This window comes from Streptomyces sp. NPDC102406 (genome assembly GCF_044765725.1).
GTDB lineage: Bacteria > Actinomycetota > Actinomycetes > Streptomycetales > Streptomycetaceae > Streptomyces.
The window spans coordinates 1138177-1152925 of the sequence record NZ_JBIWKP010000001.1 but is presented as its reverse complement, the minus strand read 5'-3'; the positions used below and the strand labels follow the sequence as shown (position 1 = coordinate 1152925).

The 14749-nt window shown below is 69.1% G+C and carries 12 protein-coding genes; 7 read left to right on the top strand and 5 right to left on the bottom strand.

Annotated features, from left to right (window positions below; all coding sequences use genetic code 11):
* The first annotated feature begins 159 nt into the window (after positions 1-159).
* The 7 genes from ACIRF8_RS05260 (at position 160) to ACIRF8_RS05230 (ending at position 8947) form a co-directional block, all read left to right on the top strand.
* Positions 160-1317 carry a mandelate racemase/muconate lactonizing enzyme family protein gene (locus ACIRF8_RS05260; RefSeq protein WP_404211012.1) on the top strand — a complete coding sequence of 386 codons (1158 nt, stop codon included), beginning with the start codon at positions 160-162 and terminating at the stop codon, positions 1315-1317.
* The gene (locus ACIRF8_RS05255; protein WP_404211010.1) at positions 1314-2318 is read left to right on the top strand and encodes a zinc-binding dehydrogenase; all 1005 of its coding nucleotides are present in this window, start codon (positions 1314-1316) and stop codon (positions 2316-2318) included. The genes ACIRF8_RS05260 and ACIRF8_RS05255 overlap by 4 nt, the downstream gene beginning before the upstream one ends.
* Before the next feature lie 347 nt (positions 2319-2665).
* Entirely contained in the window at positions 2666-3622 is a 957-nt protein-coding gene (locus tag ACIRF8_RS05250; protein ID WP_404211008.1) for a hypothetical protein, read from the top strand.
* Between the two features lie 139 nt (positions 3623-3761).
* The gene (gene chvE, locus ACIRF8_RS05245; protein ID WP_404211006.1) at positions 3762-4877 is read left to right on the top strand and encodes a multiple monosaccharide ABC transporter substrate-binding protein; all 1116 of its coding nucleotides are present in this window, start codon (positions 3762-3764) and stop codon (positions 4875-4877) included.
* 43 nt (positions 4878-4920) lie between these two features.
* Positions 4921-6483, top strand: coding sequence for a multiple monosaccharide ABC transporter ATP-binding protein (gene mmsA / locus ACIRF8_RS05240; RefSeq protein WP_404211004.1), 1563 nt, complete (start codon positions 4921-4923; stop codon positions 6481-6483).
* Positions 6480-7724 (top strand): multiple monosaccharide ABC transporter permease, encoded by a 1245-nt coding sequence (gene mmsB, locus ACIRF8_RS05235; protein WP_404211002.1) that lies wholly within the window; start codon positions 6480-6482, stop codon positions 7722-7724. Before mmsA ends, mmsB begins: the two co-directional genes overlap by 4 nt.
* A 71-nt stretch (positions 7725-7795) precedes the next feature.
* Complete coding sequence (locus ACIRF8_RS05230) at positions 7796-8947, top strand: aldose epimerase family protein (protein ID WP_404211000.1); 1152 nt, start codon at positions 7796-7798, stop codon at positions 8945-8947.
* A 75-nt stretch (positions 8948-9022) separates the two neighbouring features.
* Here the strand turns inward: ACIRF8_RS05230 and ACIRF8_RS05225 are convergent, their stop codons facing one another.
* The 5 genes from ACIRF8_RS05225 to ACIRF8_RS05205 are packed head-to-tail and all read right to left on the bottom strand — an operon-like array spanning position 9023 to position 14660.
* Positions 9023-10528 carry an alpha-N-arabinofuranosidase gene (locus ACIRF8_RS05225; RefSeq protein ID WP_404210998.1) on the bottom strand — a complete coding sequence of 502 codons (1506 nt, stop codon included), beginning with the start codon at positions 10526-10528 and terminating at the stop codon, positions 9023-9025.
* Positions 10529-10553: 25 nt separating this feature from the next.
* Positions 10554-11522 carry an arabinan endo-1,5-alpha-L-arabinosidase gene (locus ACIRF8_RS05220; protein WP_404210996.1) on the bottom strand — a complete coding sequence of 323 codons (969 nt, stop codon included), beginning with the start codon at positions 11520-11522 and terminating at the stop codon, positions 10554-10556.
* On the bottom strand, positions 11519-12376 hold the full coding sequence (locus ACIRF8_RS05215; protein WP_404210994.1) for a carbohydrate ABC transporter permease: 858 nt from the start codon (positions 12374-12376) through the stop codon (positions 11519-11521). The genes ACIRF8_RS05220 and ACIRF8_RS05215 overlap by 4 nt, the downstream gene beginning before the upstream one ends.
* Entirely contained in the window at positions 12373-13314 is a 942-nt protein-coding gene (locus tag ACIRF8_RS05210) for a carbohydrate ABC transporter permease (RefSeq protein WP_404210992.1), read from the bottom strand. The genes ACIRF8_RS05215 and ACIRF8_RS05210 overlap by 4 nt, the downstream gene beginning before the upstream one ends.
* Positions 13311-14660 (bottom strand): extracellular solute-binding protein, encoded by a 1350-nt coding sequence (locus tag ACIRF8_RS05205; protein ID WP_404210990.1) that lies wholly within the window; start codon positions 14658-14660, stop codon positions 13311-13313. The genes ACIRF8_RS05210 and ACIRF8_RS05205 overlap by 4 nt, the downstream gene beginning before the upstream one ends.
* Between the last annotated feature and the right edge of the window lie 89 nt (positions 14661-14749).

Sequence of the window (14749 nt, the reverse complement as noted above, 5' to 3'; positions counted from 1 at the left end):
AAACTTCTGTGCGGAACTGCGCGTTCCGAGGGTGCCGCGCCGACAGGAAGCCCGCGAACCTCTGCGCAGACCATTGACACCCCGGCCGGGCCGTCCTTACTGTCACGCCAGCATTTCGAACGAGTGACGAAATATCGAACGGCACAGGGGGCAACTGCCTTGCGCATCACGGGAATCAGCACGCATGTGGTCGGGACGCCGTGGCGGAACCTGACCTACGTCCAGGTGCACACCGACGAGGGGATCACCGGCGTCGGCGAGACCCGCATGCTGGGCCACACCGACGCGCTCATCGGCTACTTGAACGAGGCGTTGGCCAATCACATTGTGGGGTCGGACCCGTTCGCCGTCGAGGATCTCGTACGGCGGATGAAGTACGGCGACTACGGGCGGGCCGGCGAGATCGTCATGTCCGGCATCGCCGTCGTCGAGATGGCCTGCTGGGACATCAAGGGCAAGGCGCTCGGTGTCCCGGTCTGGCAACTGCTCGGCGGGAAGGTCACCGACAAGGTCAAGGCGTACGCCAACGGGTGGTACACCACCGAGCGCACACCGGAGGCGTACCACAAGGCCGCGCAGGCGGTCATGGAGCGCGGGTACAAGGCGCTGAAGATCGACCCGTTCGGGACCGGGCACTACGAGCTCGACCACGAACAGTCGCTGTACGCGGTGTCGTTGATCGAGGCCGTGCGCGACGCCATCGGGCCCGACGCCGAACTGATGCTGGAGATGCACGGGCGCTTCTCCCCCGCCACCGCGATCCGGCTCGCGAACGAACTGGCGCCGTTCAAGCCCGCGTGGCTGGAGGAGCCGGTGCCGCCGGAGAACCTCAAGGCGCTGGAGAAGGTCGCCGCGAAGGTGGAGATCCCGATGGCGACGGGTGAGCGGATCCACGACCGGATCGAGTTCCGGGAGCTGTTCGAGAGCCAGGCCGTCGACATCATCCAGCCCGACGTCGGCCACATCGGCGGCATCTGGGAGACCCGCAAGCTGGCCGCCACCGCCGAGACCCACTACATCCTGGTGGCGCCGCACAACGTGGGCGGTCCCGTGCTGACCGCGGCCTCGCTCCAGGTCGGGTTCACCTCTCCCAACTTCAAGATCCTGGAGCACTTCAACGACTTCGCCGACGCCGAGATCAAGAAGGTCGTCAAGGGCGCGCCGAAGGTCGTCGACGGGTACTTCGAGCTGTCGCACGAGCCCGGCCTCGGTGTCGAGCTCGACGTCGACGCGGCGGCCGAGTTCCCGCAGCAGCAGGCCCGGTTCGACCTGTGGGCCGAGGGCTGGGAGAAGCGCGCGCCCAAGGCGTCCAAGTGACCTCCGCCGTCGTCGTCGAGGCTCCGGGCGAGCACCGGATCGTGGCGCACGAACCGGTCGCGCCGGGGCCCGGCGAGGCGCGGGTGCGGGTGCACGCCGTGGGGATCTGCGGCAGCGACCGCGAGGTCTACCAGGGCAACCGGCCCGAGGGGTACGTCCGTTACCCGCTGACGCCCGGGCACGAGTGGTCCGGCGTCGTGGACGCCGTGGGCGACGGGGTGCCGGGCGGGCTCGTCGGGCGCAAGGTCGTCGGCGAGGGCTTCCGGAACTGTCAGGTGTGCGACCGGTGCCATGCCGGTGAGACCACGCTGTGCACCGCCGGGTACGAGGAGACCGGGTTCACGCGACCGGGGGCGATGGCGGCGACGCTGACGCTGCCGGCGCGGCTGCTGCACGTGCTGCCGGACGACGCCGATCTGACGGCCGCGGCGCTCCTGGAACCCGCGGCCTGTATCGCCGCCGCCGCGATCAAGGCGGAGGCGCTGCCCGGGCAGCGGGTGGCCGTGGTCGGGACCGGCACGCTCGGCATGTTCGCCGTGCAGTTCCTCGCGGCGAACTCGCCCTCGGAGCTGCTCGTGGTCGGGACCCGGGACGAACGGGCCGCGCTCTCCCGGCAGTTCGGCGCCACGGACTTCCGGCTGCGGGACTCACCGCTGCCGGACGACTTCGACGTGGTGATCGAGACCGCGGGGTCGGCCTCGGCCGCGCGGACCGCCGCGTCGCTGCTGCGGCGGGGCGGGCGGCTCGTGCTCACCGGCATTCCGGCGGCGGGGGCCGAGGGGCTCGATCCGACGGACCTGGTGGTGCGGCAGTTGGAGGTGCGGACCGTGTTCGGGGCCGCGCCGGACGCGTGGGCCCATGCGGTGCGGGTGTTCGGGGCGGGGCTGCTCGACCCGATGCCGCTCGTGACGCACGAGCTCCCGCTGGACCGGTTCGCCGAGGCCATCGAGCTGGTCGGGGCCGGAGATCCGAAGGTGGGCAAGGTGCTGCTACGGCCTTGACCGGAACGCGGCCGGATCACCGTCCGGCCACGCGACGGAACGTGGGGGGGCGCGATGCACGGGCGGAACCGAAGGGTCGGGCGGGGCGGGCGCCCGGCCCGGAGCCAGGGCGCGCCGGCCGCGACGGGCGGGAGACGAGCCGGACGTACCGGAGGCACACCCCGGCGCCTCCCGCGCGCACCCCGCGCGCCCCGCGCACGCGACCATCACCGGCACGCCGCACCCGCCCTCCGGCACCGGCACCCGACAGGTGCCCGCTCCCCGTGCCCCACCCCGCTCCACTCCGACCCCAGTACGAGATATCGAACGACACGACGCCCCCCGGCGTACGGACGCAAAGGACTAGCGTGACCGACTCACCCCGCCGACCCGGCGAACACGTCCTCTCCTCGCTCGGGCTGAACGCCCCCGACCTCGACCCGGCGGACACCTCCCCGCACACGTTCCCGGACGGGGGGTCCTGGCGGGTCGAGATCCCCTCCGTCGAGGGGCCCGAGGCCGTCGGGGTCGTCCTCAAGGAGGCCTCCCGGCTCGATGTGCCGATCCACCGGATCAGCCAGGGCAGCGGCGTCTGGATGCTGCGGGACGCCGAGATCGTCGAGATGGTCGAGGCGACCGCCGAACGCGACATCGAGCTGTGCCTGTTCACCGGGCCGCGCGGCACATGGGACACCGGCGCCTCCGTGCGCAGCGACTCGCGCGGCGCGGGGCTGCGGGCCCGCGGGCACGACGCCGTCGCCGGATGCGTCGAGGACGCCGTGCGGGCCACGGAGTTGGGGGTCAAGTGCCTGCTCGTCGCCGACGAGGGCGTGCTGTGGACGCTGCACCGGGCGCGTGTCCAGGGGCTCATCCCGGCCGACACGACGCTGAAGGTGTCCGCGCTGATCGGGCCCGTGAACCCGGCCGCGTACGCCGTCTACGAGCAGCTCGGCGCCGACTCGCTGAACGTGCCGAGCGATCTGACGCTCGCGCACCTCACCGAGATCCGGCGGGTCTCGGGCGCGCCCATGGACATGTACGTCGAGGCACCGGACGACCTCGGCGGATATGTCCGGATGTACGAGATCGCCGAACTGGTCCGCCGCGGCGCCCCGTTGTACCTGAAGTTCGGGCTGGCGAAGGCGCCTGCCATCTATCCGTACGGCGCCCACCTGCGGGACGTCACCCTCGACACCGCCCGGGAGCGGGTGCGTCGCGGGCGGCTCGCGCTCGACCTGCTGGAGCGGCACGGGGCCGGTGCCGGGATGTCGCCGCTGGGCTCCCGGCTGCCCGGTGATCTCCGGCGCTTCGACACGGCCCAATAACGTTCCGGAAACACAACTTCCCAGATTCAGACAAGGCCGCGCAGAATCCGACGCATCTTTACTCGGTCAACCTCCGCTCCAACCAAGCGACTTCGCTCCGCCGACCGAGCTCTGCACTCACACATCAAGGATGATGACCATGCGAAACCGCCGAGCCGCTCTCGCAGCGATAGCCGCCACCGCCTCCCTCGCCCTGACCCTGACCGCCTGCGGGCAGGACAGCGAGGGCGGCGCGGAAGAGGGCAAGAAGAGTGCGGAGGGATCCACTGTCGGCATCGCGATGCCGACGAAGTCCTCCGAGCGCTGGATCGCCGACGGCAACAACGTCGTCAAGTCGCTGAAGGCCAAGGGGTACAAGACCAAGCTGGTCTTCGGTGAGGACGACCCGGACCAGCAGGTCTCGCAGATCGAGAACATGATCACGCAGGGCGTCTCCGCGCTGATCATCGCCGCGATCGACAACAAGTCGCTCAACTCGGTGCTCCAGCAGGCCGCCGACGCGAACATCCCGGTCATCTCCTACGACCGGCTCATCCTCGACACCAAGAACGTCAGCTACTACGCCACCTTCGACAACGAGAAGGTCGGCAGGCTCCAGGCCACCTCCCTGGTCGACAAGCTGGGACTGAGCAAGGGCGAGAAGGGCCCGTTCAACATCGAGCTGTTCGCCGGCTCCAACGACGACAACAACACGCGGTACTTCTTCGGCGGCGCGATGAAGGTGCTCCAGCCCTACATCGACAAGAAGCAGCTCGTCGTCAAGTCCGGCCAGACCAAGCTCAACCAGGTCACCACGTTGCGCTGGGACGGCGCCACCGCCCAGAAGCGCATGGACGACCTCCTGACCTCGACGTACAAGGGCAGCAACCGGGTGGACGCGGTGCTCTCCCCGTACGACGGCATCTCGATCGGCATCCTGTCCGCCCTGAAGTCGGACGGCTACGGCTCCAAGTCCAAGCCGCTGCCGCCCATCTCCGGGCAGGACGCCGAGGTCGCCTCGGTGAAGTCGATCATCTCGGGCCAGCAGTACTCGACCGTGTACAAGGACCTCCGCAAGCTCGCCGCGGTCGCCTCGACGATGGTCGACGACGTGCTGCACGACAAGAAGCCCGAGGTCAACGACGTCAAGAGCTATGACAACGGTGCCAAGGTCGTTCCCTCGTACCTGCTCAACCCGGTCCTGGTCACCAAGGACAACTACGAGAAGGAACTCGTCGACAGCGGCTACTACACCAAGGCCGACCTGGGCCAGTGAGCAGCTCTGTCCGAACACGAACCACTAGCTGAAGGGCACGACCATGGCGGGACCCGTCCTGGAAATGCGCTCGATCGTCAAGACCTTTCCCGGTGTCAAAGCGCTCTCGGACGTCACGCTGACGGTGCGTCAGGGCGAGGTCCACGCCATCTGCGGCGAGAACGGTGCCGGGAAGTCCACCTTGATGAAGGTGCTCTCCGGTCTGCATCCGCACGGAAGTTACGAGGGGGAGATCCTCTTCGAGGGGGAACCCTGCCACTTCAAGGACATCAACGCGTCCGAGAAGCGGGGCATCGTCATCATCCACCAGGAGCTGGCGCTGGTCCCCTACCTGTCGATCGCCGAGAACATGTTCCTCGGCAATGAGCACGCCACGCGCGGGCTGATCGACTGGCGGGAGACGCTGCGCCACGCCACCCGGCAGCTTCGCCGGGTGGGCCTGGAGGAGAACCCCAACACCCGCATCGCCGACATCGGGGTCGGCAAGCAGCAGCTCGTGGAGATCGCCAAGGCGCTCGCCAAGGACGTGAAGCTGCTGATCCTGGACGAGCCGACCGCGTCGCTGAACGACGAGGACTCCGGCAAACTCCTCGACCTGATCCTTGAGTTGAAGGACCAGGGCATCACCTCCATCATCATCTCCCACAAGCTCAACGAGATCCGCCGCGTCGCCGACTCCGTGACGATCCTGCGCGACGGCCGCACCATCGAGACCCTCGACGTGCACGCCGCGGAGACCACCGAGGACCGGATCATCTCCGGGATGGTCGGCCGCGACCTGGAGAACCGCTTCCCCACGCGCACCCCGCACACGCCCGAGAAGGGGGCGGCGCCGGCCCTGGAGATCCGCAACTGGACCGTGCACCACCCCCTGGACCGTGAGCGCAAGGTCGTCGACGACGTCTCCCTGCACGTACGGCGCGGGGAGATCGTCGGGATCGCCGGCCTGATGGGCGCGGGCCGCACCGAACTCGCGATGAACGTCTTCGGGCGGACCTACGGCCGGTACGCGGCCGGCACCGTGCTCAAGGACGGCGCCGAGATCCGCACCAAGACGGTCGCGGAGGCCGTCGGGCACGGCATCGCCTACGCGACCGAGGACCGCAAGCACTACGGCCTCAACCTCCTCGACACCATCAACCGCAACATCTCCCTCGCGGCGCTGCACAAGGTCTCCAAGCGGGGCGTGGTCGACGAGCACGGGGAGCGGCAGGTCGCCGAGGAGTACCGCACGTCGATGAACATCAAGGCCCCCACGGTCTTCGAACCGGCGGGGAAGCTGTCGGGCGGCAACCAGCAGAAGGTCGTCCTCAGCAAGTGGATCTTCGCGGGTCCCGAGGTGCTGATCCTCGACGAGCCGACCCGCGGGATCGACGTCGGTGCCAAGTACGAGATCTACACGGTCATCGACAAGCTCGCGGCCGAGGGCAAGGCGGTGGTGTTCATCTCCTCCGAGCTGCCCGAGCTGCTGGGGATGTGCGACCGCATCTACACGATGAGCGCGGGACGGCTGACCGGTGAGGTCACCCGCGCGGAGGCGACGCAGGAGTCCCTGATGCGCCTGATGACCAAGGACAAGAACGGGACAGAAGAGGTAACGCGATGAGCACGGACGTGATGGACAAGTCCCCGGCCCCCGCGCCGCCGGGCAAGAGCGGGGCCACTGCCGAGAGCGGGCTGCTGCGTCTCGTGCTCGACGGGATGCGCCGCAACATGCGCCAGTACGGCATGCTGCTCGCGCTCGGCCTGCTGGTGGTCGTCTTCGCCGTCTGGACCAACGGCGACCTGATCCTGCCGCGCAACGTCTCCAACCTGGTACTCCAGAACAGCTACATCCTGATCCTCGCCATCGGCATGATGCTGGTCATCATCGCCGGTCACATCGATCTGTCGGTGGGGTCGCTGACCGCCTTCGTCGGGTCGACGGCCGCCGTCCTCATGGTCAGCCATGACGTGCCCTGGCCGGTCGCGGCGGTGATCTGCCTCGCGATGGGCGGCGCCGCGGGCTGCGTCCAGGGCTGGCTGATCGCGTACGGCGGCATACCGTCGTTCATCGTGACCCTCGCGGGCATGCTGGTGTGGCGCGGTCTCACCGAGATCCTGCTGAAGGGCCAGACCCTCGGCCCGTTCCCCGAGGGCCTGGGCAAGCTGGGCAACGGCTTCCTGCCCGAGGTCGGGCCGGACACCAACTACCACAACCTCACCCTGCTGCTCGGCGTCGTGCTCGCCGCGGCCGTCATCGTGCAGGAGCTGCGGGACCGGCGCCGCCAGCAGGAGTTCGCCCTCGACGTGCCGCCGTTCAACCTGTTCGTGCTGAAGCTGATCGCGATCGTCGCCGCCATCGCCGTGGTGACGATGCTGCTCGCCAGCTACAAGGGCGCCCCGGTCGTCCTGCTCATCCTCGGTGTCCTGGTCGTCGGCTACGGCTACCTGATGCGCAACTCGATCTTCGGCCGGCACATCTACGCCATCGGCGGCAACCTCCCGGCGGCGAAGCTCTCCGGCGTGAAGGACAAGAAGGTCTCCTTCTACGTCTTCCTCAACATGGGCGTGCTCGCGGCCCTGGCCGGTCTGGTCGTGGCCGCCCGGCTGAACGCGGCCTCGCCGAAGGCGGGCCTCAACTTCGAGCTGGAGGCCATCGCCGCCTCGTTCATCGGCGGCGCCTCCATGAGCGGCGGTGTCGGCACCGTCCTCGGCGCGATCATCGGTGGTCTCGTCCTCGGTGTGCTGAACAACGGCATGAACCTGCTCGGTGTCGGCTCCGACTGGCAGTCGGTGATCAAGGGCCTGGCCCTGCTCGCCGCGGTCGGCTTCGACGTCTGGAACAAGCGCCGCGCCGGTTCGTGACAGCTCCCGTACGTCGTCAAGAGTCGCACTTCGCACGTCATCAGGCAGTACTCCCCGCTTAGGAGCGTCAGATGGACACGAGCAGACGAACGGTTCTCGCCGCGGCAGCCGCCGCGGGCGTCGCCGCCACCACCGCGGTCGGCGGCACGGCCCAGGCCGCGTCGGGAAAGAAGCCGGTGAAGGAGCCCTTCGGGAAACTCGCCGACGGTACGCGGATCCACCGCTGGTCCCTGGCCAACGGCGGGACCCGCCTGAAGGTCCTCTCCTACGGCGGCATCGTCCAGTCGCTGGAGATACCGGACCGCCGCGGCCGGTACGTGAACGTCTCCCTCGGCTACGACACCATCGAGGACTACGTCGCGGGCACCACGTTCTTCGGCGCCACCATCGGCCGCTACGGGAACCGCATCGCGGGCGGCCGTTTCACCCTGGACGGCACGACGTACCAGCTCTCCGTGAACGACGGGGACAACTCGCTGCACGGCGGCGCGAAGGGCTTCAACACGCGGGTGTGGGACGTGGAGCCGTTCACGTCCGGCTCCGACGTGGGCCTCCACCTGCACTACACGTCCGTCGACGGCGAGATGGGCTACCCCGGCACGCTCAAGGTGCGGGTCACCTACACCCTCACCGCGCGCGGCGACTGGCGCATCGACTACACGGCGACGACGGACAAGGCGACCGTCGTGAACCTCACCAACCACACCTATTACAACCTCGCCGGTGAGGGCAGCGGCGGCATCTACGACCACGAGCTGACCCTCGCCGCGTCCCGGTACACGCCCACCGACGCGGGCCTCATCCCCACCGGCGAGCTGGCGAAGGTCGCGGGCACCCCGTTCGACTTCCGTTCCGGCAAGGCCATCGGCGACGACATCCGGGACGGGCACCCGCAGCTCGTCACGGCGAAGGGCTTCGACCACAACTGGGTGCTCGACAAGGGCGTCACGCGGCAGCCGGTGCACTTCGCGACCCTGCGCGACCCGCGCTCGGGCCGCACCCTGAAGATCGCCACGGACCAGCCCGGGGTGCAGTTCTACTCGGGCAACTTCCTCGACGGCACGCTCGTCGGCCCGTCCGGCCGCACCTACCGGCAGGGCGACGGCCTGTGCCTGGAGACGCAGCACTTCCCGGACTCGCCGAACCAGCCGGCCTTCCCCTCGACGGTGCTGCGGCCCGGCCAGACGTACCGCACGACGACGGTCCACTCCTTCAGCGCCTGACCCACCGCTCCGCCCGTATCCGTGGTGCGCGCCACGGATACGGGCGGAGTCATGTCCGGGACCGGCCGCCGGGAATCAGCCCAGCCGGATCACGTTCCACGACAGCGGTTCGAGGGTCGCCTTCAGCGTGCCTCCGGTCAGCGTCGTGCCCGTGCCGGTGTGCGGGGTGACGCGCTCCGGCTCGGCGAGCGTGTTGCGGGCGTCCGGGTCGGCGTCGGAGAGGACCGAGTGCTCGGCCACCTCGCTCAACTCCAGTCCGTGCAGCGCCACTTCGAGCGGAAGCGGCTCGGTCTGGCTGCGGTTGACCGCGAAGACCGTCACCGTGCCGTCGGCCGCGCGGACCGCCGTCGCGTGCAGCAGGTCGGCGGTGCCGTGGCGCTTCGTGTCGTAGGTCGGGCCCGACACGCGGACGTCCAGGACCTCGCCGCGGCCGTACTTCGCGGCCTGCGCGAAGGGGTAGAACGTCGTCTGGCGCCAGGCCGGGCCGCCGGGCTCGGTCATGATCGGGGCGATGACGTTGACGAGCTGGGCCAGGCAGGCGACCGTGACCCGGTCCGCGTGGCGCAGCAGGGCGATGAGGAGCGAGCCGAAGACGACCGCGTCGGTGACCGAGTAGACGTCCTCCAGGAGGCGGGGAGCCTCCGGCCAGTCGAGCGCGGAGACCTCGGCGTCGGTGCGGGACATGTACCAGACGTTCCACTCGTCGAAGGAGAGGTTGATCTTCTTCTTCGACTTGAGGCGGGCGCCGATGTGGTCGCAGGTCGCGACGACGTTCTCGATGAACGACTCCATGTCGACCGCCGAGGCGAGGAAGGAGTCCCGGTCGCCGTCGTGCTCCTCGTAGTAGGCGTGCAGCGAGATGTGGTCGACCAGGTCGTACGTCTCGGCCAGCACCTTCGCCTCCCATTCGGCGAAGGTCTCCATGGACTGGCCCGAGCTGCCGCAGGCGACCAGTTCGATGTCCTTGTCGATCTGGCGCATCGCGCGCGCCGTCTCCGCGGCGATCCGCCCGTACTCCTCGGCCGTCTTGTGGCCGGTCTGCCAGGGGCCGTCCATCTCGTTGCCCAGGCACCAGAGCCTGATGCCGAAGGGGTCCTTGTCGCCGTGGGCGATCCGCAGGTCGGAGAGGGCCGTGCCCTGGGGGTGGTTGGCGTACTCCTGGAGTTCGATGGCCTCGGCGACGCCGCGTGTGCCGAGGTTGACGGCCATCATCGGCTCGGCCTGCGGGCCGATCTTCTTCAGGAACGCGATGTACTCGGAGAGGCCGAAGCGGTTCGACTCCGTCGTGCGCCAGGCCAGGTCGAGGCGGTGCGGGCGGTCCTCGACGGGGCCGACGGAGTCCTCCCACTTGTATCCGGAGACGAAGTTGCCGCCCGGGTAGCGGATCGCCGTCACCCCGAGCTCCCGTACGAGGTCGAGGACGTCGGTGCGCAGACCCGCCTCGTCCGCCGCCGGGTGGTCCGGCTCGAAGATGCCGGTGTAGACGCAGCGGCCCAGGTGTTCCACGAAGGAGCCGAAGAGGCGGGGGTTGACCTCGCCGACGGTGAAGGCGGGGTCGAGGGTGAAGCGTGCGGTGCTCATGGTTCCCTTTCCTTGAGGAGGCCTGTCAGAGGCCGGGCCAGCCGTCCCGGCCCCACTTCAGCTCGTTCAGGCCCAATGTGGGGGTGCCGGCGTTGTCGGCGTCGTAGTAGTGGTAGGCGAGGACGTCCCGGCCCTTGTCGCGGAAGACGGACTCGCCGCCGGTGCCGGTGAACCGGCCGTGGCCGGCCAGCAGCAGCGTGCCGCCGCCCGCCAGGAGGGGCTTGCCGTCCTTGTCGACGTACGGGCCGGTCACCGAGGTGGCCCGGCCGACGCGGATCTTGTACGTCGAGTTCACGCCCTGGCAGCAGGCGTCGTAGGAGGCAAAGAGGTAGTAGTGGCGGCCGTGCCTGACGATCGCCGGGCCCTCCACCGCGTACGGGGCGTCGGGGCGGGTCGCCAGGTGGTGGACGGTCGCGTCCGTCCTCGCCTTGCCGGTGCGCCGGTCCAGCTCGACCATGCGGATGCCGGACCAGTAGGAGCCGAACGCCATCCAGAGTCTGCCGTCGGCGCGGACGACCGCCGGGTCGATGGCGTTCCAGGTGTCCGTGGTCTCGGAGGCGAAGGCCTTGCCGTGGTCGGTCCAGGTGCCGGGGAGGCCGGAGGGGGAGGTCGCGACGCCGATCGCCGAGTGGTTGGTGCCCCAGGACGAGACGGCGTAGTAGAGCCAGTACCGGCCGGAGCGGTAGGTGATGTCGGGGGCCCAGGGGTCGCCGGTGTCGTTGTACGCGTACCACCAGCTCGGGGGCGTGGCGAAGGCGTTGCCCGCGTCGTCCCAGTGGCTGCGGTCGGTGGAGAGGCGGGCGCCGATGACGCCGCCGGTCGAGTAGGCGGCGTAGCGCCCGTCCTTCAGCTTGATGACGGTCGGGTCGTGGATGACGCGCTGACCCGTGACCGGCTGCGGGTCGGGGTAGCCCCCGCTCGCCAGGGCCGTGTGGGGCAGCAGGGCGAGGAGGGCTGCGGCGGTGAGGGCGGCGAGCGGTCTGCGCGGGGTCACTGGCCCGCCAATCCGGTGTGGGCGACGCCCGCCACGATCTGCCGCTGGAAGAAGACGAAGACGACGATGAGGGGCAGGCCCGCCATCAGGCCGCCGGCCATGAGCTGGGCCCACTGGATGCCGTAGGAGTTCATGACGGTCGCGATGCCGTTCGGCATGGTCATCAGGTCGGGGTTGTTGGTGACCATGTACGGCCACAGGAAGTTGTTCCACGACGCGATGAAGGTGAAGATGCCGACGGCCGCGAGGGAGGGGCGGGCGAGGGGCACGATGATGGTGAAGAAGATCCGCCAGCGGCCCGCGCCGTCGATGAACGCGGCTTCCTCCAGCTCCTTCGGGATGCCCTGGAAGAACTTGTAGAGGATGTAGACCATGGCGGCGGGCGCGCACTGGGGCAGGATCATGCCCCAGTAGGTGTCGACCATGCCCATCTGCTGGACGGTGGTGAACAGGGGGACGCCGAGGACGGCGGGCGAGATCATCAGGCCGGCCATCACCATGCCCATCAGGACGTTCTTGCCGCGGAACTCGGTGCGGGCGAAGCCGTACCCGGCGAGCGCGGCCACGCAGAGCACCACGGTCGTCACGCACACGGAGACGACGAGGGAGTTGACGAACCAGTTGGTGATGTTGCCGCTGTCGAGGAGCGCCTTCCACGCCTGGCCCGTCCAGTCCTTCGGCAGCCAGTGCGGCGGGACCTCGACGGCCTCGGTCTCCGACTTGAGCGAGGTGAACAGCGCCCAGGCCAGCGGTGCCAGGAAGACGAGGGAGACGGCGGCCCCCAGCAGGGTCAGGACGATCTGGCTGGGCGACCAGGGACCGCGGGCCCTCAGCCGTACGTGAGCGCCGCTCATCGCGCGCCCTCCTCTCGGTTGCGCAGCAGCCACATCCGCCCGAGGGCGACGGCCGCGATGATCACGAAGAAGATGATGGAGATGGCGGAGGCGTAGCCCACGCGGTAGCTGGTGAAGCCCTCTTCGAGCGTGTACTGCACGAAGGTGCGGGTCGATCCCTCGGGGCCCGGCAGGAAGTCCATCATCGTGACGGCCTGGTCGAAGACCTGGAGCGAGGCGAGGATCTGGAGGGCGATGACGAGCCCCGTGATGTTGCGCAGCATGGGCAGCGTGATGTGGACCATGCGGTGCCAGGCGTTGGCGCCGTCCAGTTCGGCGGCCTCGTAGAGGTGCGCGGGGATGCCCTGGAGGGCGGCGAGGTAGAGCAGGAAGCTGAAGCCGACCGTCCACCACAGGGTGGTGATGACGATGGCGAGCATGGCGTACGACGTGTCGGTCAGCCAGGGCGTCTCGATGCCGAAGACGTAGTTGATCATGCCGGTGCCGGGGTTGAACAGCCACTGCCACAGGTTGCCCGCGACGGTGGAGGGCAGCAGGAACGGCAGGAAGAAGCAGAGCCGCCACAGCCATTTCCCGCGCTCGATGTGGTGGGCGAGCATCGCGAGGAGGAAGGCGAGGACGGTGATGCAGGGCACGACGAGCAGCGTGAAGAAGGCGCTGTGGCCGAGGGAGTCCCACATGACCGGGTCGTGCAGGGCCTCGCGGTAGTTGTCGAGGCCGACGAAGCCGGGGCTGTCGCCGGAGATGTTGGCGTCGGTGAAGCTGAGGTAGATGCCGCGCAGCAGCGGCCAGATCACGAAGACGCCGAAGAGGGTGAGGAACGGGGCCACGAACCAGCCGCCGTGCTGGAAGCCCTGCTTGCGGCGGACGGTGGCGCCCGCGGCGGCGGTGCGGGCCCGTGGCGCGGCGATGACGGTCTCGGCGCTGGTCGTGGTCATGCGGTGGCACCTCCCTGCGCGGCGGTCCTGCCGTCCATCGGGTTCTTCATGGCGAGGAGCTGGGCGAGGGCGTCCTTCATGCGGCGGGCCGCGGTCTGCGGGCTGGCGGAGCCCATCGTGGAGGCGACGACGATCGGGCCGACGCGCTGGGCGAGGATGCCGGTGGAGCCGGCGAACCACACCTTCGGCTCGGTGGCCTGGTGGTCCATGGCCGTCACGTACTCGTTCTGCGGGTCGAGCTTCTTGTACGCGTCGGTGGTGAGGGTCGGTGTGTAGGCGGGGATGTGGCCGCCGGCCGCCCACTGCTGGGCGTGCTTGACGACGTAGGCGGCGAGTCGGTGTGCGGCCTCGTCGGCGGCGCCGCCGCGGTCCGCCTGGTGGGGCAGCACGAACGAGTGGGACTCGGCGTGCGTGGCCTGCTTGCCGAAGACGGGCGGGAGCGGGGTCGCGCCGTACTCCAGCTTCGCGCCGGAGAAGACCGGCACCGACCAGTTGCCCTCCCAGGTGAAGGGGGCGCCGTTGAGGAACTGTTCGCCGTCGGCGGCGCCCGCGGTCGCGTAGCCGTCGGTGACGTGCTGCCGCAGGAACTCCAGGACCTGCGTCGCCTTGTCGGTGTCGAAGGTGACCTCGGTGTCGGCGGCGTCGAAGTAGGCGCCGCCGAGCTGCGCGTAGAAGGCGACGAAGAACCACCACATGAAGTTCTGGTCGTTGGCGTGCAGACCGAGGGTCTGGAGCCCCTTCTTCGTGGCCTTCTTCGCCTTCTTCAGCAGGTCGAACCACTCACCGGTCGACGTGACGGGCACGATCCGGCCGTCGTCGCCGAGCAGGTCGGCCTTCTTCAGCACGTCCTTGCGGTAGAAGCTGAGCTGGACGTGGATGTCGAGGGGCAGGGCGTAGAGCTTGCCGTCGACGACGGCGCGCTTCCACAGCGCGGGGTTGAAGTCCGCCTCCCGTACGCCGTACTTGGCGAGCAGGTCCACGTCCCAGGGGTCGAGCAGGCGGCCCGGGGAGAACCCGGTGACCCGGCCGAGGTGCATGACACCGAGGTCCGGGGCGCGGTTCCCGGCCGCCGCCATGGCGAGCTTGGTGTAGAAGGGGCTGCCCCACTGGAGGGTGGAGTCCTTGACGTCGATGCCCGGGTTCGCCGCGCGGAAGGCGTCCAGCATCGCGATCATGTTGTACCCGTCGCCGCCGCTGAAGAGGTTCCAGTAGCGCACGCGGGTGTCGGCTCCGGAGGCGAGCGCGTCGGCCCCGGTCCCGAGCGCCGCGAAGCCGAAGCTTCCGGCGACGGTCAACCCGCCGATTCCGGCGAGGAGTTGCCTGCGACTCAGGCCAGGTCGTCCCATGCCCTGCCCTTACTGTTCGTTGTTCGAGATTTCGGCTGCTGCTCGTAACTTCGAACGGGACCGTATTTTCGAAGCGCTTCAACGTCAAT